This window comes from Sphingomonas hankyongi (genome assembly GCF_023516575.1).
Lineage (GTDB): Bacteria > Pseudomonadota > Alphaproteobacteria > Sphingomonadales > Sphingomonadaceae > Sphingomicrobium > Sphingomicrobium hankyongi.
In genome coordinates this window covers 637,859-659,158 of sequence record NZ_JAMGBE010000002.1, presented here as the reverse complement: position 1 = coordinate 659,158, position 21,300 = coordinate 637,859, and the positions used below count along the sequence as shown (strand labels likewise).

24 protein-coding genes are annotated in these 21,300 nt (G+C 63.0%); 11 read left to right on the top strand and 13 right to left on the bottom strand.

The features are described 5' to 3' along the window. Window positions 1-20: 20 nt before the first annotated feature. The 5 genes from lgt (at window position 21) to LZ538_RS07985 (ending at window position 4,600) form a co-directional block, all read left to right on the top strand. Complete coding sequence (gene lgt / locus LZ538_RS08005; RefSeq protein ID WP_347402748.1) at window positions 21-929, top strand: prolipoprotein diacylglyceryl transferase; 909 nt, start codon at window positions 21-23, stop codon at window positions 927-929. Further along, window positions 926-1,903 (top strand): class I SAM-dependent methyltransferase, encoded by a 978-nt coding sequence (locus LZ538_RS08000; RefSeq protein WP_347402747.1) that lies wholly within the window; start codon window positions 926-928, stop codon window positions 1,901-1,903. The genes lgt and LZ538_RS08000 overlap by 4 nt, the downstream gene beginning before the upstream one ends. Beyond that, entirely contained in the window at window positions 1,900-2,409 is a 510-nt protein-coding gene (locus LZ538_RS07995) for a GNAT family N-acetyltransferase (RefSeq protein WP_249831459.1), read from the top strand. The genes LZ538_RS08000 and LZ538_RS07995 overlap by 4 nt, the downstream gene beginning before the upstream one ends. After that, complete coding sequence (gene pgeF, locus LZ538_RS07990) at window positions 2,406-3,170, top strand: peptidoglycan editing factor PgeF (RefSeq protein ID WP_249831458.1); 765 nt, start codon at window positions 2,406-2,408, stop codon at window positions 3,168-3,170. Before LZ538_RS07995 ends, pgeF begins: the two co-directional genes overlap by 4 nt. A 137-nt stretch (window positions 3,171-3,307) precedes the next feature. Next, the gene (locus LZ538_RS07985) at window positions 3,308-4,600 is read left to right on the top strand and encodes a cystathionine gamma-synthase family protein (RefSeq protein ID WP_249831600.1); all 1,293 of its coding nucleotides are present in this window, start codon (window positions 3,308-3,310) and stop codon (window positions 4,598-4,600) included. Window positions 4,601-4,603: 3 nt separating this feature from the next. Here LZ538_RS07985 and LZ538_RS07980 read toward each other — a convergent pair whose 3' ends face one another. From LZ538_RS07980 to LZ538_RS07965, 4 genes are all read right to left on the bottom strand, one after another. Then, a complete protein-coding gene (locus LZ538_RS07980) occupies window positions 4,604-5,281 on the bottom strand; it encodes a class I SAM-dependent methyltransferase (RefSeq protein ID WP_249831457.1) in 678 nt (225 codons plus the stop codon). A 95-nt stretch (window positions 5,282-5,376) separates the two neighbouring features. After that, window positions 5,377-7,206, bottom strand: coding sequence for an SGNH/GDSL hydrolase family protein (locus LZ538_RS07975; RefSeq protein WP_249831456.1), 1,830 nt, complete (start codon window positions 7,204-7,206; stop codon window positions 5,377-5,379). A 146-nt stretch (window positions 7,207-7,352) separates the two neighbouring features. Further along, the gene (locus LZ538_RS07970) at window positions 7,353-7,793 is read right to left on the bottom strand and encodes a DUF2165 family protein (protein WP_249831455.1); all 441 of its coding nucleotides are present in this window, start codon (window positions 7,791-7,793) and stop codon (window positions 7,353-7,355) included. Further along, window positions 7,790-8,017, bottom strand: a complete 228-nt coding sequence (locus tag LZ538_RS07965; protein ID WP_249831454.1) for a cupredoxin domain-containing protein — start codon at window positions 8,015-8,017, stop codon at window positions 7,790-7,792. Before LZ538_RS07965 ends, LZ538_RS07970 begins: the two co-directional genes overlap by 4 nt. Window positions 8,018-8,326: 309 nt before the next feature. Here LZ538_RS07965 and LZ538_RS07960 point away from each other — a divergent pair, with 309 nt between their 5' ends. Then, on the top strand, window positions 8,327-8,770 hold the full coding sequence (locus LZ538_RS07960) for a hypothetical protein (RefSeq protein WP_249831453.1): 444 nt from the start codon (window positions 8,327-8,329) through the stop codon (window positions 8,768-8,770). A 218-nt stretch (window positions 8,771-8,988) separates the two neighbouring features. Beyond that, the gene (locus LZ538_RS07955; protein ID WP_249831452.1) at window positions 8,989-9,252 is read left to right on the top strand and encodes a hypothetical protein; all 264 of its coding nucleotides are present in this window, start codon (window positions 8,989-8,991) and stop codon (window positions 9,250-9,252) included. Window positions 9,253-9,785: 533 nt separating this feature from the next. Here LZ538_RS07955 and LZ538_RS07950 read toward each other — a convergent pair. The 8 genes from LZ538_RS07950 to LZ538_RS07920 all read right to left on the bottom strand — a co-directional run bounded on the left by LZ538_RS07950 (window position 9,786) and on the right by LZ538_RS07920 (window position 15,092). Beyond that, the gene (locus tag LZ538_RS07950; RefSeq protein ID WP_249831451.1) at window positions 9,786-10,769 is read right to left on the bottom strand and encodes a fatty acid desaturase; all 984 of its coding nucleotides are present in this window, start codon (window positions 10,767-10,769) and stop codon (window positions 9,786-9,788) included. Window positions 10,770-10,810: 41 nt separating this feature from the next. Then, a complete protein-coding gene (infA, locus tag LZ538_RS07945) occupies window positions 10,811-11,074 on the bottom strand; it encodes a translation initiation factor IF-1 (RefSeq protein WP_249831450.1) in 264 nt (87 codons plus the stop codon). 283 nt (window positions 11,075-11,357) lie between these two features. Further along, window positions 11,358-11,624 carry a hypothetical protein gene (locus LZ538_RS07940; RefSeq protein ID WP_249831449.1) on the bottom strand — a complete coding sequence of 89 codons (267 nt, stop codon included), beginning with the start codon at window positions 11,622-11,624 and terminating at the stop codon, window positions 11,358-11,360. A 13-nt stretch (window positions 11,625-11,637) separates the two neighbouring features. Then, complete coding sequence (locus LZ538_RS07935) at window positions 11,638-11,880, bottom strand: cold-shock protein (RefSeq protein WP_249831448.1); 243 nt, start codon at window positions 11,878-11,880, stop codon at window positions 11,638-11,640. A gap of 385 nt (window positions 11,881-12,265) precedes the next feature. After that, window positions 12,266-12,400 carry a hypothetical protein gene (locus LZ538_RS13265; RefSeq protein ID WP_283937663.1) on the bottom strand — a complete coding sequence of 45 codons (135 nt, stop codon included), beginning with the start codon at window positions 12,398-12,400 and terminating at the stop codon, window positions 12,266-12,268. Between the two features lie 141 nt (window positions 12,401-12,541). Continuing rightward, entirely contained in the window at window positions 12,542-13,213 is a 672-nt protein-coding gene (locus LZ538_RS07930; protein WP_249831447.1) for an HAD family hydrolase, read from the bottom strand. Further along, the gene (locus tag LZ538_RS07925) at window positions 13,210-13,974 is read right to left on the bottom strand and encodes an NTP transferase domain-containing protein (RefSeq protein ID WP_249831446.1); all 765 of its coding nucleotides are present in this window, start codon (window positions 13,972-13,974) and stop codon (window positions 13,210-13,212) included. The genes LZ538_RS07930 and LZ538_RS07925 overlap by 4 nt, the downstream gene beginning before the upstream one ends. Further along, a complete protein-coding gene (locus tag LZ538_RS07920) occupies window positions 13,971-15,092 on the bottom strand; it encodes a CDP-alcohol phosphatidyltransferase family protein (RefSeq protein WP_249831445.1) in 1,122 nt (373 codons plus the stop codon). Before LZ538_RS07920 ends, LZ538_RS07925 begins: the two co-directional genes overlap by 4 nt. 93 nt (window positions 15,093-15,185) lie before the next feature. Between LZ538_RS07920 and LZ538_RS07915 the strand changes: the two genes are divergently transcribed. From LZ538_RS07915 to LZ538_RS07900, 4 genes are read left to right on the top strand one after another with little or no spacing between them, the layout of a single operon-like run. Continuing rightward, a complete protein-coding gene (locus tag LZ538_RS07915; protein WP_249831444.1) occupies window positions 15,186-16,289 on the top strand; it encodes an ABC transporter permease in 1,104 nt (367 codons plus the stop codon). Further along, window positions 16,286-17,089 carry an ABC transporter ATP-binding protein gene (locus tag LZ538_RS07910; protein ID WP_249831443.1) on the top strand — a complete coding sequence of 268 codons (804 nt, stop codon included), beginning with the start codon at window positions 16,286-16,288 and terminating at the stop codon, window positions 17,087-17,089. The genes LZ538_RS07915 and LZ538_RS07910 overlap by 4 nt, the downstream gene beginning before the upstream one ends. After that, window positions 17,089-18,042 carry an MlaD family protein gene (locus LZ538_RS07905; protein ID WP_249831442.1) on the top strand — a complete coding sequence of 318 codons (954 nt, stop codon included), beginning with the start codon at window positions 17,089-17,091 and terminating at the stop codon, window positions 18,040-18,042. Before LZ538_RS07910 ends, LZ538_RS07905 begins: the two co-directional genes overlap by 1 nt. After that, on the top strand, window positions 18,039-18,644 hold the full coding sequence (locus tag LZ538_RS07900; RefSeq protein WP_249831441.1) for an ABC-type transport auxiliary lipoprotein family protein: 606 nt from the start codon (window positions 18,039-18,041) through the stop codon (window positions 18,642-18,644). Before LZ538_RS07905 ends, LZ538_RS07900 begins: the two co-directional genes overlap by 4 nt. A 2-nt stretch (window positions 18,645-18,646) precedes the next feature. Here LZ538_RS07900 and pepN read toward each other — a convergent pair whose 3' ends face one another. Then, window positions 18,647-21,271, bottom strand: a complete 2,625-nt coding sequence (pepN, locus tag LZ538_RS07895) for an aminopeptidase N (RefSeq protein ID WP_249831440.1) — start codon at window positions 21,269-21,271, stop codon at window positions 18,647-18,649. Window positions 21,272-21,300: the final 29 nt, after the last annotated feature.

Here is a 21,300-nt window from a genome sequence, read left to right as displayed (position 1 = left end):
CCTTTGCGATCCCGCACCTTATGAGACGCTGTCCCATCAGGGGGAAGTCCTTGCAAGAAGCCACCAGTTCCCAGTTCGTCGCGTTTCCGGATCTTGGCTTGTCGCCGGTCGCGCTGTCCATCGGCCCATTCGACCTGCGCTGGTACAGCCTCGCCTACCTCGCCGGTATTTTCGTCGGCTATTGGTATCTCTTGAAGCTGATCGCCAAGCCCGGCTCCCCGATGGATCGCCGACACGCTGACGACCTCGTTTTCTACGCCGCGCTCGGCATCATCCTGGGCGGTCGTATCGGCTACGTGCTCTTCTACAATTTGGGCTACTACGTCCAACATCCGCTCGAGATCGTGAAGCTGTGGGACGGCGGCATGTCGTTTCATGGCGGCGTTGTCGGCACGTCGCTCGGGATCTTCTATCTCGCCCGCAAGGAGAAACTGTCGTGGTTGCGGATCCACGACTACGTTGCTTGTTGCGTTCCGTTCGGTCTCTTCTTCGGGCGCCTGGCTAATTTCGTGAACCAGGAATTGTGGGGCGCGCAGACTCAAGTTCCCTGGGCTGTCCGGTTCGTCGAAGTCACCCCTTATGGGAGCATCCTCGGTCCGCCGCGTCATCCGAGCCAGCTTTATGAGGCGATCCTCGAAGGGATCGTCCTGTTCGCAATCCTTGCCTGGATGTTCTGGAAGACGCAGGCGCGCTACGAGCCTGGCAAGCTCGTGGGCGCATTCCTCTTCTTCTACGGCCTGTTCCGCTTCGGCATCGAGTTCATCCGCGAATCCGATCAGCAGCTGATCGGCTTTGCGCAGGCGACCGGGCTGCACATGGGTCAGTGGCTTTCCTTGCCGATGATTCTCTGCGGGCTGTACCTGATGTTGACGGCGAAGCGTCGCCGCGTGCGCGTAGAGCCGACCTTGGGCACCGCCAGCGTCTCGTGACGCCGTTCGAGCGGGCGCTTCGCGATCGTATCCGGGCGGAGGGGCCGCTGAGCGTCGAGGCCTATATGGAGGCCTGCAACGCTTATTATTACGCAACGCGCGATCCGCTAGGTAGCCGAGGCGACTTCACCACCGCGCCCGAAATCAGCCAGATGTTCGGCGAATTGATCGGCGCTGCGCTTGCCGCGGCGTGGCAAGCGGCGGGCGCACCTTCGGACGCTGTTTATGTGGAACTGGGGCCCGGCCGCGGCACGCTCGCCGCGGACGCCCTGCGGGTGCTCAGGTCGGCCGGCTTCACCGGCGATGCGCATCTGGTCGAAACCAGTCCCATGCTGCGCAAGGCGCAGGCGGAGGCGGTTCAGGGCGCCCGCTGGCATGAGGCGATCGCCGACCTCCCCGAACGACCGTGGCTGCTCGTCGCCAACGAATTCCTGGACGCGTTGCCGATCCGGCAACTCGCTGGCGGCAAGGAGCGCCATGTCGTGGTCGCCGGCGGAGGGCTGGCGTTCGACCGGGACGGCGAGATCGACGAAGAATCGCCCGCGCGGGAAGCTGCCGCGGGCGACGTCGCACGGCACCTTGCGAGCCATGGCGGCCTGGCGCTGATCGTGGACTATGGCCACGCGCGCACCGCACCGGGCGATACGCTGCAGGCCGTTCGCGGGCATCGCTATGCTCCGGTTCTCGATCGGCCGGGTGAGCAGGATCTCACCAGCCATGTCGATTTCGAAGCGATCGGTCGATCGGCGGTGGATGCGGGCGCCGCCGTCACGCCCCTGGTCAGCCAAGGTGAATGGCTGAACCGGCTGGGTATTGGCGCGCGCGCGGCCTCGCTTGTCGATGCGAATCCCGAGCGCGCCGCGGAGCTCGCCGCCGCCGTGCAGCGGCTGACGGGAAAAAACGGGATGGGTGAGTTGTTCAAGGTTCTCGCCATTCATTGCCCGGACTGGCCGCAGCCGGCAGGGTTCGCATGATGATGCTGGACCGTGACGCTACGCTGGCCGACACAGCCGCGCTCGTGGGATTGTTCGAGCAGGTGTTCGACGAGACCTTCGCGCACCTTTATCGGCCCGAAGACCTCCAGGCATTCCTCGAAGAACATGGCGCAGAGCTTTGGCGCGAGCAGCTTCAGGACCCGTCATTTGCGATCCATGTCGTCGAGGAGGCGGGACTGCTCGCCGGCTATTCGAAGCTCGGTCCGCTGCGTCTCCCGGTGGAACCCCGCGCGCCGGCGATCGAGCTTAGCCAGCTCTATGTCGCCAAGGCCTGGCACGGGAGCAGCGTCGGCAGGACCTTGATGGATTGGACCATCGCCGAAGCGCGGCGCCGCGGCGCACGCGAACTCTATCTGTCCGTCTATACCGACAACCCGCGCGCCCGCCGTTTCTATGGGCGTTACGGATTCGAAGAGGTCGGTCCCTACAAGTTCATGGTCGGCGAGCAGGCCGATGACGACATCATCCTGAGGCTCGACCTGTGAACGTCGAGATCGTGCGCGCGACGTCGCTCGGCGCCCTTCCGCACGGCTTCTTCGGCCGCCGCGGCGGAGTATCGGCAGGCGAGGTCGCCGGACTGAATATAGGCTACGGCAGCAATGACGATCGCGCCGCCATCGCGGAAAATCGCCGTCGCGCCGTGGATGCGCTCCTGCCGGGCGCGAAGCTTGTCACCGTTCATCAGGTCCATTCGGCCGATGTCGTCTTCGCGAGCGCAGCCTGGCCGCAGGACGAACGCCCCCATGCGGATGCCATGGTGACGGACCGCCCGGGCCTGCTGCTCGGCATTTTGACGGCCGACTGTGCACCTGTCCTTCTCGCCGATGAGGAGGCGGGGATCATCGGCGCCGCCCACGCCGGCTGGCGCGGCGCACTCGGCGGCGTGACGGATGCAACGGTGGAAGCGATGGTGCGGCTAGGCGCCGATCGGAATGCGATCGCAGCGGCGGTCGGTCCCTGCATTGCAAAGGCTTCCTATGAGGTGGACGAAGCTTTCCGCGACCGCTTCCTGGCCAGCGACGAACTGAACGAGCGATTTTTCACGCGCGGTGAGAACTCCAAGGCGCACTTCGACCTCGCATCTTACGTCGTCCACCGGCTGCGGGCCGCAGGGGTCAACACCGTCGAGGCGCTACAGCTGGATACTTATGCCGCGGAAAATCGCTTTTACTCCTTCCGCCGCGCGACTCATCGCGGCGAGGCGGATTACGGGCGTCAGGTCTCGATGATCGCGCTTCCAGCCTGAAGCGAACGAGCCACAAGCCAGTCTTATCGATAAACGCCGCGCTGTTGATTGGCGCAAGTCGGCGGCAGGCGCTAATGCCCGCGCCGAAGAGGAGATGAAGCTTGTCCGAAGAGTTCGACGAAACCGAGTTTGACCCCATGCCGTCCAGCCGGCGGCCGCCGCGGCAAACGCCGACGACCATCGGAAACCACAAGCTCAAGCCTGCTACTTTGATGATGGGCTACGGGTTCGACCCCGCGCTTTCCGAAGGCTCGCTCAAGGCGCCGATATTCCTGACCTCGACCTTCGTGTTTGAAAAGGCCGCGGACGGGAAGCGCTTCTTCGAAGGGATTACCGGCAAGCGGCCCGGCGGTGGCACTGCCGAGGGCCTCGTCTACTCGCGCTTCAACGGGCCCAACCAGGAAATCCTCGAGGATCGCCTGCGGATTTGGGAAGACGCCGAATCCGCGCTGACCTTCTCCAGCGGCATGACGGCGATCGCGGTGCTGCTCCTCGCGCTGGTGCGACCTGGCGACGTCGTGATCCACTCCGGACCCCTCTATGCGGCGAGTGAGACCATCATCGACAAGATCCTCCCGCAATTCGGCGTGCACTTCGTCGACTTCCCGGCCGGCGCGACCCGCGAGGAGCTCGATGACGTGATGGCGCGCGCCAAGGCCAAGGGCCGCGTCGCGGTCATCTACCTCGAAAGTCCGGCCAACCCGACTAATCAGCTGGTCGACGTCGAGGCCGTACACGCAGCCCGGCAGGCCGCGTTCGGCGATCAGGATGAGCTTCCGCCCATCGCGATCGACAACACCTTCCTCGGACCATTGTGGGCGAAGCCGCTCGAACAGGGCGCGGACATCAGCGTTTACAGCCTCACCAAATATGCCGGCGGCCATAGCGACCTCGTCGCCGGCGCTTTGGTCGGCAAGAGGTCGGTGATCGACAAGGCGCGCATGATGCGCAACGTTATGGGCGGCATTTGCGACCCGAACACCGCCTGGATGCTTTTGCGCAGCCTGGAAACGCTGGAACTTCGGATGACCAAAGCAGGCGAGAGCGCTGCGAAAGTCTGCGCCTTCCTGCGAGACCACCCGAAGGTCGAGAAGATCGGCTACCTCGGCTTCCTCGAGGAAGGTTCCCGCCAGGCGGACATCTATCGCCGCCATTGCACCGGCGCCGGTTCCACTTTCTCGCTCTACCTTAAGGGCGGCGAGAAGGAGGCCTTCGCTTTCCTCGACAATCTCAGCATCGCGCATCTTGCGGTCAGCCTTGGCGGCACGGAGACGCTGGCTAGCGCGCCCGCCGCGATGACCCATTTGTCGGTCCCGGACGAGCGCAAAAAGCAGCTCGACATCACCGACAACCTGCTTCGCATCTCGATCGGCGTCGAAGACCCCGACGATCTTATCGCCGACTTCGCGAACGCGCTCGACGCGGTGTGAGCGTTACGGGGTTCGCGACAGCCAGAAGGCCATCCCCGGAAGCGGGAATTTCGGATTGTCGGGATTGAGGAAAGTAGGAAGCGCCCGCTCGAGCGCGAAGTGACCGGCGAAGATGCGGCGGACCCAGTCCGTGCGCAGCTCCATCTCTTCGAGGAGATCGCTTACGGGCCCTTCGCGAAAGGCCTTCATGAACAGCATCATCCTCGCGTCCGGCGCTGCGAGCGACGCAATGTTGCGGACATAATCGGCGACGAGATTCTCGGGGATCTGATGGAGGCAGCCGCGGTCGATGAGGATGTCGAATGTTCGGCCTGGCAGCGTCTGGGTGCACAAATCGGCTGCGATGAATTCGATGGGCCGCGAAAGGTCCGCGTGCCTTTTGGCGGCCTGATCCAGGGCCCCTTGCGCTATGTCGACGCCGGTCGCCTCGTATCCGCGCTCGGCGAACCAGGCGGCAATCTCGGCCGTGCCGCAGCCCAGGTCCAGCATGCGCCCGCTCTTGGGTAGCCAGCCAGAAGCCACCGCGTCGATCACCTCCGTGGGCGTCGGCCGATCGGCCCAGCGCGCGTCGGAGGCCGAGATCCAGCGATAATCCCACCGCGCTTTGAGCAATTGCGCGGCCTCTTCCTTATCCGAAGGCCAATCGCGGCGATTCACGAAGGACAGGTCGCTGTTGCTCACGGCTACGCCCAACCCAAGCGCGTCTTCATGGCGGAAACATCGCAGGGGCGACTCGTCTGCGCAATGGCCCGCTGCCTTTCGCAGGAGGGTCGGCCTCAGCTCACGACAAAGTCGGCGGAAGTAAGCTTCACGTTGGTGCCGTAAACCTCCGCGAACTGCACGGGCGCCTGTACGCCATTGCCGTCAGGGTCGTAGAACAGCTGATGGGTCACGGGGTTGTAGATGATCCGGTCGTCGGAATCGTGAGCTGCGGCACCGGTGTAAAATGCCCCTGCCGCCAGGTTCCCCGCAGGCAGAGCCGTGAAGACCTGGTCGTCCAGCCTGATGGTGTCGTGACGCGCGTTGTAATCCTGGATCCGGTCGACATTTCCCGCGCCGAGCGCGGATGAGAAATAGAAGGTGTCGGCGCCGCCTAGGCCCCACAGCTGGTCGGCGCCGCCTCGGCCATCGATGAGATTGCCTCCCGCGTTTCCGGTAACTGACTGGGCAAGCTCATTGCCGATCAGATTGATCGACGCCGTGCTGGCGGCGTTTGCAGCTGCCAGCGCCTCGATCGACGATCCGGCCGAAAGCGTATAGCTCACGGTCGACAGCAGCTGATCGGTGCCGCCGTTCGCGCCTTCGAGCACCAGAGTGCTGGCACTGGTCACCCGGTAGACATCGTCGTGAACCGACTGGTTCTGCGCCTGCACCGTGTAAGCGCCCGTGAGGCTCCCGACGCCCGACAGCTCGAGCGTGTAAGTGCCTGCTGCCCCGGTCGTGAATTGCAGATGGGAATCGAGCCCCACGCCGCCATCGTCATCGACCGACACCGAGCCGTCCGGCCCGACAATCCGCAGCTTCGGATCGGCAAGAACCTGGGAGCTTACGAGGCCCGGCAGCTTGCCGGAGCTAAGGCCGAGCATCTCGAACGTGTAACTGCTGTTCGCGGCAAGCGCGAAGCTGAGCTTGTCGACTTCGCCCACGGCCGAAATCGTGCCGGACAGCTTCATGTTCGGCGTGGCCAGCGGGAACGCTTCGCCCGCGCTTGTGCCATTGAGGCTGTCGAGCATGTAGGCGGCAGCCATGGCGTGGAGCTGCGCAGTCGGATGCACAGCGTCGAAGAAGACCAGAGAGCTGGTGTTTAGTGGATAGACTCCGCCGGGATAGAGCTGCGCCATTTCTCCCAGGACGCTTCCGGCCATTTCGGTGAAGCCGACAAAATGGAAGTTGGGCGAGTTGATCTGGCCGAGCCGGTCACGGATCAGGCCGTCGAGCAGCTCGGCATAATGGGTTGCGACGGCCCGCCGCTGAGCTTCATCGGGCGATCCGTTGTAATAAGGCTGGATCCCGATGTCCGGCACGCCGAGCGCCAACACGTTCTTGCCGCCCATCGCGATGACATCGTTGATCTCTTCGACCCACTCGTCCGCAGCATCCGTCAGGATCGCGATTGCGGTCGCTTCATCGACCCACGGCGCGCTCTTCGGGACCAGGTCGTGAACGTCGTTGGCCCCGAAGACGAAAAGGTGAAGCGCGTTGGGATCCGCGTGGCCGTCGACTGCGTCCCGGAACGCGTCGGTTTGGTCGTCCATGTCCGGAACCGCCTCGTCACCCTGGCGGATCTGCCCTCCGCCATAAGCGAAGTTGAGATTCTTGCCGCTCGGATCCGAGAAGAAACCGAAGGAAATGCCGAGGTAAGGATCGTCGTAGCCGAACGGGAAGACCGGCTTTGTCGGCATTCCAACGAACTTGTTGCTCAGCAGGTCGGCGAATGTGTAGCCGTCGGTGAAGCGGCCCTTGTAATACCCCTTGTCCGCGGTCGGCGCGCCGCTGGGCAGGTCCGTGAAGGGGAAATAGTCGTAGGTTTGTGCGAGTTTCAGCGCATTGCCCGCGTCGACGAGGCTGTCACCGAATACGTACACGCCAGAATACGCAACGCTCATCGCACTTCCCCCCGATCTCGAGTGCAAGGACCGAGTCGGGATGCTGACTCAAAAACCCATAATCTACAATATGTTAATTGGTTAACGCTGCCCGTGACCCGCCCCTCGGGACAGCTATTGTCCTCGCGCCCGACGGGCAACACTCCCTAGTCCGTAGTTCCCCATACGAAGAGGATTGTCAGTGCCGAGGTCGTGCCGAGCGCAAACGACTTCGCCAGCGCCACCCCGCCGCTGTCGGTGCCCCATTGGAAGAGACCGCCGCCGACCATCAGCGATAATGCGAACCACGAAAGAAGAGACAGGCCGCCGGCCCAGACCGCCGTCGTTTTCGCTTCCCTGAATTGCTCAGTCGAGCCGTTCCTGGCGGCGAATAGCTCCCACGCGCCTTTTAGCGCCGTCACTGCAAGCGCGAGTTGGCAGAGGGTGATCAGTGCGAACCCGGCCCAGCTTGCGGCCGGCGGAACGTTGGCGGCTCCGGCCGCATCCATCTGCTCGCGCATGGCGCCGATGCCGGCGAGATTTTGAAGCGTGTACATGAGGGCAGTCAGCCCGATCAGCGACACCAGCAGGCTTTTGAAAATCCTCATCCCCGTTGTCCTTCGCAAACCGTCACCGAGCGGGAGCGATACGAACCGGCTTCGTTCTGATCGGCAATCAGGAATGTCCGCCGCCGACCACTAGCCGAGCCGTTCCGGTCAACGATAATGCCCGTCATGTGCGGGTGCAGGGAACAGAAATAGCCGAATTGCCCCGCCTTGGCGAAGGTGAATGAGAAACGGTCGCCGGTATCGAGGACCTTCGACTTGAACACCCATCCTTGGAGACGACGGTATGCGGGTATAGGCCGTCTTGGCGGGCCACTGACGCGAGAGCTCCTCCAGCGTGCTAATGTCCGCAATGGGTGGAAAGCAGACACTAATCCAACTGGCGAAGCCTCTACGTACATAAATCACACCAAGTCCACGTTAAAATTCAGGTAAATAAAGTTAGGAGATCAACGTTAATTGGCGTAAGGCCCGTTACGAGGCGGCTTTGCAAAAACTTATCGGCGCTCCAGTCGATGTGACGGCTCGGTCCCTAGTTGCGAGGCGCTTATGCTGTCGCAGCACGGAGCAATCAAATGAGCAAGATAATATTAACCGCGCTTGGCGCGGCACTAATGCTTACGACGGCTATTCCCGCTTCAGCTCAGGAACTTCCATTAGTCGGTGGCGATTATTGGGACGTCGCCTCCATCAAAATCGACGACGGCCATTTCGCCGATTACGCAGATTTTCTGGTGAGCGATTCCCGCAAGCAGAACGAATACGCAAAATCTAAGGGCTGGATCAAAGCCTATTACATTTTGAGCAACAACAATAATCGCAAGGATGAACCGGATCTTTACTTGGTTACGGTGAGCGACCGTATTCCGACGCCGGCCGAACAAATCGCTCGCAACAAGGAAATGAACGCATATCTGCAGAGCGACGATCGCAAACAGATCGCCGGCAGTGGCCACCGCGCCACCTATCGTCACATCATGGGCGACATGCTGCTTCAGCAGATGGTGTTGGCACGCTAATCGCGTTTTCGCGGGGGCGCCGCTCGGATGGGCGCCTCCCCTTCATTCGCATCGACGCTCGGGTGGCGGAGATGGGTCGAACGCGGACCTTTGGCACAGATGCTGTTGGGCCTTGCGGAATCGCGCCCGAGTTACCATTTCGAATCCTAGCGCTACCGTCTTAATCGAGCATGTTGCGCATGAGAGAGTAGCAACTCCCGCTCATGAAGGAGTTCGCTATGCCGGAACCGTCTTTCCTGATATCAGACGAGCCCACCGAGTTGAGCATAAGTCTGCTCGTCGGCAGCCTTAAAGCCGACTCTGCGACGAAGGCCGTCAATCCTAAGAACTACGCTCATCGAGCGCGCGTGATCCGCCAACAGACGGAATTGCTGGCCAAGAAAGTAGCCGGCGATGTGGCTGAGAAGAACCAGCAGTCCGCCAAGATAATACGAAAGGCGTCCCGCGCCCCTGATCACCGCGAAGAGGGCGGACAAGGATAGGTGCGAGTTACTCGCGATCTTGGCAGACTGTTTGCCTGGATGGCTGCACTTTTCGGTCCTTTAAGACCCACGAAATTCGAACCGCTTTCCCAGCCGAAACGGAGGGTCGAGCCTCACTGGGCGTACGCGCAAGATACTGTCGAAGGCTGTTTGGAGCGAGCCGCTTCGGACATGCAGGAAGCCGGCAGCGCGGTTCCACACGAGCGGAAGCAGCTAAGAAGGGGCGCGGAGCGATGGTCGCTGCGCGCAGAGATGCTGGAGCGGCTGGCGAAAAGCTTCAGGAAGCGGGCGGCGCTGGACGAGGCTTCTAGGCAGTATCATCGCGATAAGGCGCGGCAAGGCCCTCCTCCAGTCTGAAGGGTCACCCGACTGGCGTTTTATCGGGGGATCGTTGGCGCTCCCGAATATGGCGAACTCCAATTCCGCGTGCCCGCTCCACGCTCGATAAGCGTCCGCAATGGGTCGAAAGCTGACGCTAGCAATCATGAAGCACATCAAGGTCACAAAGCAGTGATCGCGTAACCCAGGAACGGCTAAAGATCGCGAAATCCGACCAACAACCGGCGGCGCTCGTCCCACAGGGCCAACTGCCAGCAGCTCAAGCTCTGGCGCAGAGTGATGACCCTGGCGATCCCATCGAGTTCCGGAGCGGCGTCTAGACAGGCCTGAAGCCGGTAGTTCGGAACCCGGCTGCACAGATGATGTACATGATGCAGGCCGATGTTCCCGGAAAACCACTGAAGTAGCGGCGGAAGCTTGAAATATGAGCTGCCGCTCAGGGCAGCGACATGGAAGTCCCAGTTGCCGTCGCGCTCCCAATGCGCATCTTCGAACTGGTGCTGCACGAAGAACAGCCAGTTCCCAATCCACGAGGCAATGATCATAACGGGGAGATAAGTCCCGAAGACCGGGCGGGCGCCGAACAGGGCGCAGGCTAGGCCGATCGCTACGAGCAGCGCGAGATCCAGCGACAGGATGCTGCGGAGCGACTGACCGTTCTGCAACTCGTGACCCTTCGGAAATCGCTGGAGCAGGATGAAGTTGATCGGCGCACCGAGCATGACCATCACCAGCGGGTTCCGGAAGAGTCGGTAGGCGAGCTTCCTGAGAGATGACGAGGCCCGATATTCCGCAACGGTCAGCGTCCCCACGTCCCCCCGTCCGCGGCGATCGAGGTTGCCTGTGGAAGCATGGTGCGCGGCATGGTCGCGCTTCCAGCTGTAGTAGGGCGTGAGCGTCATGATGCTCAGCGCGCGGCCGACGAAATCATTGGCGGCTCGCGATCTGAAGTACGAGCTGTGACCGCAGTCATGTTGAATGATGAAGAGCCGGACGAGCAGTCCGGCCGCTGGGATCGCCAGCAGCAGGGTCAGCCAGTAAAGATCAATCGATGCCCACGCCATGACCGCAAGCAACGCGAAGAAGGGCATAGCGGTAGTGACCAGCTGAAAGATGCTTCGCTTGGTATCCGCGCCATAAGTGGTGAACCGGCGGGACAGCATCGGTCCGAGCCCCACTGCGCCCCGCGTTTCGTCAACGTCCCCTCGCTCCGACACGGTCACCGACGAAAGCTTCGCCGCCTCGGCCCTGTCGATGTGCCGGCAAGCTTCTCCCGATAAACGATCCGGCCCTTGGACAGATCGTACGGGGTCATTTCGACGTGAACGCGGTCGCCGACAATCGACCGAATGCGATAGCGGCGCATCTTGCCGGCGGTATAGGCGATAATCCGACACTGATTGTCGAGCATGACCCCGAACCGTCCGTCCGGCAGAATCTCGTCCACTACACCTTCGATGGTGAGCAATTCTTCTTTGGCCATGAGGCTATCATCCTTCTTCGACGAGGTGCCGCCCGATCGGCGAATGGCCATGGGCAGAAAGTCAGGGGCCGTACTGCTTGAGGCTTTGACGTACCATGGCATCGAGAGCTCGATCCTCCGCGGCGGAGTCGTCGCGTCGTTTCTGCGCTTCCCTGTCTTCGCGTGCGCTCCGCTGCTCGTCCGTTTCTGAGAGTCGTGGCTTTCGCATTAGGCCTCCGTAAGAAATGAACATCGAACAGATAGGCTGCCGGCACTCACCGCTGATGAGCGCCGGCACTCGCACTTACGTCTCGTTGGCGTTTCGATCGTACAGCGTCGAAAGCGCTGGAGCCGGGACGGGGGTGTTTCGGCGAACGAATGCCTCAGCCTCTCGCATGGTGCGAAAGGACCGACAGAGCTCGACGAGATGCGGACGTGTCAGGATGACCGTGTATTGCAATTCCGCTCCTGGTGCGCGCACAACGCGTCCCGAGCTGGAGCTCATGTGGCCGCCCTCAGCGGTGCTGATTTGCCCGCCCTCATTGTCCCAGGATTCCGTGTCGGCGTTCATGTAGGCCGCCGGACTAAGCGTCCGATGCCGGTTGCGCCTCAGTTGAGGCTTCCGCCAGCTTCAGATTCACGGCGCTCGTCTTGCCGCGCTTGTCCTGCTCAAGATCGTACGACAAGCGCTGGTTCTCGACGAGGCTCCGCATGCCTGCACGCTCGACAGCGGTGACGTGAACGAAGGCGTCATTGCCGCTCCCGTCCGGCTGGATGAAGCCGTAGCCCTTGCTTTCATTGAAAAATTTAACGGTGCCTGTCGGCATGTCATGATTCCTTCGTTGGGAAGCCGAGAGTCGGCGTCCTTCTGCGCTAGGAGTGCGAGATGGAAGGAATGAGGAGCCGCAAAGCGCCAAAGACCGTCAATTTGCGACTAGTAGCAAAGTATATATGGACGCAATCACCAAGAATTGTAAGGTCGCTTCAAAATAAAAGAATAGCGTCGAGAAAATCGTACCGATGTGCCGGATGAGCACATCGCGCGGATTTTCTGCCTGTAGGCCTACGCGGCTGAGAGACCAACTGTGCTCCCGCTTACTAAAATGGAGCGGCGCATGGATTTGAATTATCTGTATCATGGCCATCAGGTTTCGCTTTTCATGGCCGAGGACGCTGATTGCGAGCAGTCGCGCCGCGCTCACCGCGAGCTCGCTAACGGCCGGTCGCCAGCGCCTGGCTTGCCGGCTCAACGAACATCGTCGGCGGCATCATGCAAACTTGCGTGCGGCGCTGCAGAGCGCGCGCTGCCTGAGCGACGGACCTGTGCATCCGGACACGTTCGATCACTGGAATAGCCTCGTATGCGCCGCCAAGGCGGAACATGGGGCCATGGAGTCATTCAAGATTCGCACGCTCAAGAGTGACCTTCAGCGCGAAATAAACGCGCACCGATCACTCGGCTAATGGCGGCAATGGTCGAAAGCGGTCTTAGTTCCAGTCCACGACTTGCCAGCCACGCTGCTGCGCGAGCCTGCGCAATTTGCCGTGCGGGTTCACCGCAACCGCCTCGTCCGCCCATTCGAACGCGGGCTGGTCGGAAACATGGTCGGAATAGAAGCGCACGTGCCCGTGCACCCCTTTCAGCTCCGACTTTTCGACCCATTCGGCAATCATTCGAAGCTTTGCAGGACCATAACAATTGTCGCCTGCAATCTTCGCGTGAACGCGCTCGTCGAGCCCGATGATCGAGCCGGTGCCGATGACATCGTCGAAGCCGAGGCGCTCCGCGATCGCCTCGGCGTACAGGCGATAGGATGCGGTCGCGAGCACCAGCCGCCTGCCTTCCGCCTTGTCGCACGCAAGCGCCACGCGAGCGCCTGGACGGATGTTGGTTTGGGCCTGTCCGTCGGCGAAGCTGTCGACCAGAGGTTTCAGGTCGCGCGGATGGATGCGGTGGCCCAGCAGCAGGCGATGATTGATCTCCTTGAGCCGGGCACGGTCGATCAGGCGCCCGACGTAGGCGAGCATGGACAGCGCCACGAGCGGAAGGAAAAGCAGCCGCCATGGCGCCCGCCGCGTGGCGCAGTGCAGCAGGAACGGCGTGTAGGTCGCGTGCCGCGTGATGGTCCTGTCCATGTCGTAGATGGCGAGATTGCTCATGCGCGGCCCTCGATGATCGCTTCCGCCAGCGCATGATCGTCCGGCTTGTCGACATCGACGCCGGCGAGCGGGTTGCTGAGCCGGACGCTACCGACCTTCAGATTGAACCTGCGCCCGAGCCGCCCGAGCGCCTGGTCGACGGTGAGCAGCCTCAACGCGACGCCAAGCAAAGTGGGCAGGCCGAGCATCGAGACGATCCGCCAGCCTTTCTTGCGGTCCTGCTCCACCGAGCGCCAATATTCGATGACCGGCGCGACCCGGGGGGAGCGGAGCACGAAGAGGTTGGCGCCCGTGTAAGCCCCGCCGCGAAATTTCAGCCAGGTGCGCCTGGTGCCGGGGAGCCGCCGCAGCAGCGAGCTTTGCTCGACGAGGCCCACCGCGAGATCGCGGCCTTCGGCGCCGTCGCAGAATTCATCAACTGTGGCGGTATCGAGCAGGGCATGGTCGGCGGTCGTGACGAGCAGCGGCCATTGGGTTGACGGGTCCCAGCACAGGTCCAGCATCGTCGAGGCGATTGTCGCCGATGACGCGCGAACCTTCACACGCTCGTCGTCGGGCAAGGCCGCTTGTATAGCATCCGGCGCCTGCGTCAGGACCATGACCGAGCCGATCCGGTCGCTGTCCAGGAGCGCTCGTACGGGCCTCGACACCATCGGCTCCCCCGAAACCGGGATCAGGGCCTTGTAAGCCGCGCCATGGCGCTCGGCGAAAGCGTCGCGCCCCGGCCTTGAGCCCGCGAGCACGACGGCCGTGTAGGTCACGCTTCCAGCCAGGAATTGATCGGACGCCCGCGCGCGGCCTGCTCGGTCGCCTGCGCGAAACGCACCGCGTGGAAGATGAGGCTGATGATCGTCCACCAGGCGACCAGCACGAGCCCCGCGTCCGGCCTGGCGAAAAGCAACGCTCCGACCAGGATCACCATGTTGGGGTTTCGCCGCGCCGTGATCAGGCGGAACTTGCTGTCGATCGGTCGCCAGACATGGATGTGCATTCGGCCGAAGCGGCGCATGAACGCGCCCTCGATCACGCGCTGCGCGACATAGCCGCCGATGATCGCCCACAGCACCATCGTCGCATAGACGGGTGAAAGCGGGCGCCCGTATTCGGCGAGCCCGTGCGCCCAGGCCCACCACCAGAATGGCGGGTGGATGAGGTCGATCCCATGGTCGAACACATTCCCCCATTTCGAGGAGGCGCCGGTGCAGCGGGCAAGCTTCCCGTCGACCGTGTCGAGCACCATGAAGACGAAGCCGGAAGCGACCCCCCACCAATATTCGCCGCGCCAGAACAGAACGAAGGCGAGTACGCAGAAAATGGCGCCGATTGCGGTGACGAGATTGGGCGTCATCCCAGCCTGTGCCGCCCAGCGCGTCAGGTAGAATGCAGGCTTGCGCCACAGATATAGCGTCAGGACGTCTGTGACGCCCTTGTAGGCCGCGTCATAGGCTGCGCGTTCCACCGGCTCTGGGTCGTTCGGGTCGAGGGGGAGCACAAAAGGGCGGTCGCGCTTTCTGAGCTCCGCATAACTGAGCTGTGCGGTCTCGGCGTCGAGTTGCTCGTAGCCTGCAACCGGGTCGCCGGCTTCCAGCGCGGCAGCGATTGGGCCGGCGTCCTCCCCCGAAGGCACATGGGCCATCACCGGCTTTCCGGCGAGCGTCAGGACCGTTCGCGGACGCGACCGCAGCGCCTTCAGCCACGCGGGGTCCCAGGAATAAGCCAAGCTCGCGAGGAGGGCCGGTCGCCGATTGCCGGCTGCATCCGCGCACTCAAAACCGGCGTTCGTCGCAAGCCTGCAGGCGCGATCGCGGGCCTCGAGACCGAATGGACGCGCGGGGTTGGACCCGACAGGTACGAACAGGATCGACGCTTCATCAGCCATGTCCGGCGCATAATGGCGGCGAACGGGGCAGGGAAGGCCCGCTCTAGCGGCGTCTTGCCCACGGAGTTCATTTCGCGCACTACTTCGCGCGACATGGCCGACGTTAACGGGACCAGTGACGATCACCAGGGAGAGAGCGTGTACCGCGTCGCGGGCGCGCTCACGATCACGCGGGCGGCGACCACGCAGCGCGAAATCGACGCTCTTCCCGACCCGCTGACCATCGACCTTAGCGAAATCGACCGCATGGACACGGTCGGCGCATGGCTGGTCTATCGGGCCGTCCGCGATCGCGGCGCAAAAGTCGTTGGCGCCAGCCGGGACGAGGTGAGCTTGCTGCACCAGGTCTCGGAGTTCGACGTGCCGGCCAGGGTGAGGCCGGAGGAGAGCTCCAGCTTCACGCGCGTCCTGACCGAGCTTGGGGAGTGGGTCGCGGACGCGGGCTCGACCTTGCTCGGCCTCCTGGGATTCTTTGGCGCAACTCTGATCGGCTTCGCCAACCTGATCCGCCGTCCGAAGCGCTTCCGGGTCAATGCCGTCGTCCAGCGTTTCGACGTGGTCGGGGTTCGCGCGCTCGGCATCATCGGCCTGATGAGCTTCCTGATCGGCATCGTCATCGCGCAGCAGGGCTCGGTCCAGCTCGAGCAGTTCGGCGCCGAGGTCTACACGATCAACCTCATCGGCCGGATCACCGTGCGCGAGCTTGGCACGCTGATGACCGCGATCATGGTCGCCGGCCGCTCCGGGTCCGCTTTCGCGGCCCAGCTGGGGACGATGAAGATCACCGAGGAGATCGACGCGATGCGCACCATCGGCGTGTCCCCGATCGAAGCGCTTGTCATCCCACGGATGATCGCCGCCGTCATCATGATGCCGCTGCTTGCCTTCTGGGCGATGCTCATGGCCTTGCTCGGCGGCGGGATCTTCGTCTGGCTTTCGCTCGAAATCCCCCCGCTGACCTATGTCCAGCGACTTCAGGAGGTGACGCCGATCACCGACCTTTGGATCGGGCTCATCAAGGCGCCCGTGTTCGGCTTCATCATTGCGCTGGCCGGCTGCTTCCAGGGGATGCTCGTCCAGGGCAACAGCGAGGAAGTCGGGCTTCGCACCACGACCGCGGTCGTGCAGTCGATCTTTCTAGTGATCGTGCTCGATGCGGTCTTCGCCGTCTTCTTCAGCTCGATTGGATGGAGATGACGACAACTACCAAGAACAACGAACCGATCATCACGGTTCGCGGCCTGCGCAACACGTTCGGCGAGCAGGTCATCCATGAGAATCTCGACCTTGACGTGCGCCGCGGCGAAATCCTCGGCGTGGTCGGCGGTTCGGGCACCGGAAAATCGGTGCTGATGCGCTCCATCATCGGCCTTCAGACGCCCGATGACGGGGAGATCGAGGTTCTTGGCGAAAGCATGATCGGTCGGAGCGAGGACGAAGCCAAGAACATCCGCCGCCGCTGGGGAATCCTGTTTCAGAACGGCGCTTTGTTCTCGACCCTGACAGTAGCGGAGAATGTCGAGGTCCCGATCCGCGAATATTTCCCCTACATCCGTCCGCCGGTGATCGACGAGATTGCGTCATACAAGATCGCAATGAGCGGCCTGCCGGCGAATGCGGGGCCGAAATATCCATCCGAGCTGTCGGGCGGCATGAGGAAGCGCGCCGGCCTGGCCCGCGCCCTCGCGCTCGATCCGGAGCTGCTGTTCCTCGACGAGCCGACCGCCGGTCTCGACCCGATCGGCGCGGCGGCTTTCGACGAGCTGATTGCGTCGCTTCAGAAGAGGCTCGATCTGACCGTGTTCCTGATCACGCACGATCTCGACACGCTGATCACGATTTGCGACCGGGTTGCCGTGCTTGCGGACCGAAAGGTCATCGCAGTCGACACGATACCCAACCTCTTGGCTTTGGATCATCCTTGGATACAAGAGTATTTTAACGGACCGCGGGGGCGTACTGCGGCCTTGAGTCATAAAGAGGGGGCGGCCGCTTAGTGGAAACCCGGTCGAACTATGTGATGGTTGGCGCGGTCACGGTGGCGTTGCTCGCCGGCGTCCTCCTGTTCATCGTCTGGCTCGCGGGGCTCTCGAACAAGAGCACCAAATGCTACGACATCTACTTCAGCCAGGCCGTCGGCGGCCTCAACAAGGGGTCGAACGTGACCTTCTCGGGCGTTCCGGTCGGGCAGGTCGACAAGATTTCGCTCCTGCCTAACCGGCCGGAATTCGTCTGGGTCCGAATCAACGTCGACGAGCAGACACCGGTGCTCCAGGGGACGACCGCGCAGATCAAGGGCGTCGGTTTCACCGGCGTCAGCGAGATCCAGCTCGACGGCGCCGCGCGCGGAAGCCCGCCGATCCGCCAGGTCGGACCGCAGGGCTGCCCGGTGATCCCGTCCAGCTCGGGCGGTCTCGGCGCGTTGCTCAACAGCGCTCCGGAGCTGATCGATCGCATTCAGCGCCTCACCGAGCGACTGACGGAGCTGCTCAGCGACAAGAACCAGAATGCGATCTCCGACATTCTCGAGAACATCGATGCGACGACCGAGGTCCTCGCGCAGCGTGCCCCGGACCTTGCCGACGCGATCGCCGATACGCGGATCGCGGTCCGCAACGCCGGTGTCGCCGCGCAGCGCATCAGCGTCCTCACCGACAACACCAACCGGCTCGTCGTCGAGCAGGGCGGACCGGCGGCACAGGACCTGCGCAAGGCCATCGCTTCGGTCCAGCAGGCATCCGACAATCTCAATGCCATCATCAGCGATGCGCGGCCGGGCGTGCAGAATCTGTCCAAGTCGACGCTTCCGGAAGCCAATCGCCTTGTGCGCGAACTTCGAGAACTTTCGCAGTCGCTGCGCGGCGTCACCGATCGGGTGGAGCAGCAGGGGATCGGCGGTACGCTCGGACCCGAGAAGCTGCCCGACTACAAGCCAGGGAAAAGCAAATGAAGTCGCTGCTGCGTATCTTGGGGTCCATTGCAATGGCGACGACCGTCGGAGCTTGCTCGCTCAGCGGACTGCTTGGCGGCGGGGGAAAACCTCCGGCCTACATGCTGACGCTGACACCCGAGGCACCTGACCCCGGGGCGATCGTGCGAACGGCCAATGCCGGCCAGGCGGTCACCATCGCGGTTCCGCAAATCCCGAAGGAAATCCGCACGGTTCGCGTGCCAGTACAGGTTACGCCGACCGCAGTTCAGTATGTGCCGAACCTGCAATATATCGATACACCCGACAGGCTCTTTGCGGCGCTTGTCGCGGAGACCGTTCGCAGGACCACGAACCGCGTCGTTCTCGATCCAGCGCAAGCGGCGCTCGATCCGGGCCTGACCGTGACCGGCAGTCTTCAGCGATTCGGCTACGACTCTTCGTCCGGCCAGGTGGTCATCACTTATGACGCCTCACTTTCGACGCAGGGCGGATCGCATGTCGAAAGCCGTCGTTTCACGGCGACCGCCGCTGCTGACGGCACTGCCGACACCGTTGGCCCGGCGATCAATCGGGCGGCCAATCAGGTTGCCGGCGAAGTGGCGCGCTGGATCGGCGGCTGAACTCAGGCGAGCGACTTGCTCGCCTGTTCGTAAACGTCCTTCGATAGTCCGCGCGCACCGACGATCCGTTCGAGCGACTCGCGCATCAGCTCGCCTCGCTTGGGTTCGAACCGGCGCCAGCGGCCGAACGGCGGGATGAGGCGCGCTGCGACTTGCGGATTGAGCTTGTCCGCGTCGAGGATCATGTCCGTCAGGAAGCGATAGCCGCGGCCGTCCGGAGAATGGAACGCCCAATGGTTGTACCCGAACGTGCCCGCGAGCGCGCGGAGCCGATTGGGATTGCCGATCCGGAAATCGGGGTGATGGGCGAGCCGCTGCACCTCGTCGACCGTTTCGCGGCGCTGCGCCGCGGCTTGGAGCGCGAACCATTTGTCGAGCACAAGCGGGTCGTCGTGAAACCGATCGTAGAAGGCCGCCAGCGCCTGATCGCGCTCGGGCGCGTCGAGCGAAACCAGAGTTCCGAGCGCGGCCTGCCGGTCGGTCATATTATCCGCGGCCATGAATTGGCGGTGCGCGAGCGTCGCGCCGACCCGTTCGTCACCGGCCGCAATCAGGGCAAGTGCGACGTTCCGCAATCTGCGAACGCCCTTGGCCGCAGGCGAAAGATCGTGGCCCGGCGCGCCAGAGGTTCCGTAAGCTGATGCCAGATCGTCACGAAGCTCATTACCGATCGCGCGGCGGAGCGCTTCGCGCGATTCGTGCACTGCGTCGGGGTCGACCACGTCCAACCGGTCCGCGATCAGCGGTTCGGAAGGAAGCAGGATGGCCTCCGCCTTGAACGCCGCGTCCAGTGCGTCGGACCGCAGCGTGGCTCCCACCGCGCGCGTGACCGGCTCCAGGTCCGCCGCCGCGCCGGTCGCACTCGCGACCAGCGCGCACATCATCAACTCCTGCAGCGCTTCGTAGCGGCTGAACGGATCCGTATCGCACTGAGCAAGCCGCTCCAGCTCTCCGGGGCGGCGATCGACGGTCAGGACAATCGGCGCCGAGAAGCCACGATTGATCGACAGCAAAGGCGGTTCGGCGACGTTCGCGAATTCGATCGTCGCCTGCGCCTTTTCGAGGAGCACGAGCTGCTCGGCAGCGATTTCCGCGCAGCTGTCTTCACCGATCAGCGCCGTCCGTAGCGGGATCGGCATCGGCGCCTTGTCCGGCTGCCCGGGCGTCGGGTCTACCCGCTGCTCCAGATGCAATGTGGCCGCACGCGTTTGAGGGTCGTGCTGCAGCCGTGCCGAAACCTTGGGAGTGCCGGCCTGCGAATACCAGATCTTGAACGCCGACAGATCGACGCCGCTGCCATCCTCGAGCGCCTTCACGAAATCGTCGCACGTGGCTGCCTCGCCGTCGTGCCGATCGAAATAGAGATCCGTGCCGGCCCGGAACTTCTCCGCGCCCAGCACGGTCGCCATCATCCGGATCAACTCGGCACCCTTGTTGTAGACGGTCGCCGTGTAGAAGTTCGAAATCTCTATGTAGCTGTCGGGCCGGACCGCGTGCGCCAAGGGGCCCGCATCTTCCGGGAACTGCGCCGCCCGAAGCACGCGCACGTCATCGATCCGCTTGACCGGAGCGCTTCCGATGTCGGCGGAAAAGCTCTGGTCGCGGAAGACGGTGAAGCCTTCCTTGAGGCTAAGCTGGAACCAGTCGCGGCACGTGATCCGATCGCCGGACCAGTTGTGGAAATATTCGTGCGCTACGACGCGGGAGATGTTGTCGAAGTCTGCGTCCGTAGCGGTTTCCTGGTCGGCGAGAACATAGGCCGAGTTGAAGATGTTGAGGCCCTTGTTCTCCATCGCCCCCATGTTGAAGTCGGCGACGGCGACGATGTTGAACAGGTCGAGGTCATATTCGCGGCCGTAAACCTTCTCGTCCCACGCCATGGCGAGCTTCAGGCTCTCCATTGCGTGCGCGGTCTTCGGCAGGTCGGCCTCGCGCACCCAGATATTCAGCGCGACCTTGCGGCCGCTCATGGTCGTGAAGCTGTCGCTGTTCGCCTTGAGGTCGCCGGCGACGAGGGCGAAGAGATAGCTCGGCTTGGGGAAGGGATCCTCCCATTGCGCCCAATGCCGCCCATCACCTTCCTCGCCCGCGGCGATGTTGTTCCCATTCGACAGCAGGATCGGGAAGCGGTCTTTGTCCGCCTCCATCCTTACGCGATATCTGGAAAGGACATCCGGACGGTCGGGGAAGAAGGTTATCCGGCGGAAGCCCTCCGCTTCGCATTGCGTGCAAAGGATTCCCCCCGACGCATAGAGGCCCATCAACTTGGTGTTCGCCGCCGGAGCGATCTCCACTTCCGTCTCGACCATCGCTCGCGAGCCCGGAAGGTCCAGGACCAGTTGCTTTCCATCCAGCCCCGGTTCGACTTCCCGTCCGTCGACGCGAGCGGAAATGAGCGTCAGCTCATCGCCGTCGAGCCGGAGCGGCCGGTCGTGGTCGCCGTTGCGAACAATCTCAAGGCTCGCGCGGACCCTGGTGCGCTGGGGATCCAGATCGAAGTCGAGACTGATCTCCGGCACGAGCCAGTCGGGCGGACGATAGTCCTCGCGCCTGGTCGCGACATGGGTCGGGGAGGGCGGCGCCTCCGGAGGGGTGAGGACTTCGGGAGTAGCGCGGACATCAGCCATAAAGCCGGGCACTAGCACGAACGCACGGC

Coding starts and splice junctions, on each gene's coding strand:
- lgt (WP_347402748.1), top strand. CDS start 21: ATGAGACGCTGTCCCATCAGGGGGAAGTCCTTGCAAGAAGCCACCAGT.
- LZ538_RS07995 (WP_249831459.1), top strand. CDS start 1,900: ATGATGATGCTGGACCGTGACGCTACGCTGGCCGACACAGCCGCGCTC.
- LZ538_RS07985 (WP_249831600.1), top strand. CDS start 3,308: ATGCCGTCCAGCCGGCGGCCGCCGCGGCAAACGCCGACGACCATCGGA.
- LZ538_RS07975 (WP_249831456.1), bottom strand. CDS start 7,206: ATGAGCGTTGCGTATTCTGGCGTGTACGTATTCGGTGACAGCCTCGTC.
- LZ538_RS07970 (WP_249831455.1), bottom strand. CDS start 7,793: ATGAGGATTTTCAAAAGCCTGCTGGTGTCGCTGATCGGGCTGACTGCC.
- LZ538_RS07960 (WP_249831453.1), top strand. CDS start 8,327: ATGAGCAAGATAATATTAACCGCGCTTGGCGCGGCACTAATGCTTACG.
- LZ538_RS07955 (WP_249831452.1), top strand. CDS start 8,989: ATGCCGGAACCGTCTTTCCTGATATCAGACGAGCCCACCGAGTTGAGC.
- infA (WP_249831450.1), bottom strand. CDS start 11,074: ATGGCCAAAGAAGAATTGCTCACCATCGAAGGTGTAGTGGACGAGATT.
- LZ538_RS07940 (WP_249831449.1), bottom strand. CDS start 11,624: ATGAACGCCGACACGGAATCCTGGGACAATGAGGGCGGGCAAATCAGC.
- LZ538_RS07935 (WP_249831448.1), bottom strand. CDS start 11,880: ATGCCGACAGGCACCGTTAAATTTTTCAATGAAAGCAAGGGCTACGGC.
- LZ538_RS07930 (WP_249831447.1), bottom strand. CDS start 13,213: ATGAGCAATCTCGCCATCTACGACATGGACAGGACCATCACGCGGCAC.
- LZ538_RS07920 (WP_249831445.1), bottom strand. CDS start 15,092: ATGGCTGATGAAGCGTCGATCCTGTTCGTACCTGTCGGGTCCAACCCC.
- LZ538_RS07915 (WP_249831444.1), top strand. CDS start 15,186: ATGGCCGACGTTAACGGGACCAGTGACGATCACCAGGGAGAGAGCGTG.
- LZ538_RS07910 (WP_249831443.1), top strand. CDS start 16,286: ATGACGACAACTACCAAGAACAACGAACCGATCATCACGGTTCGCGGC.
- LZ538_RS07900 (WP_249831441.1), top strand. CDS start 18,039: ATGAAGTCGCTGCTGCGTATCTTGGGGTCCATTGCAATGGCGACGACC.
- pepN (WP_249831440.1), bottom strand. CDS start 21,271: ATGGCTGATGTCCGCGCTACTCCCGAAGTCCTCACCCCTCCGGAGGCG.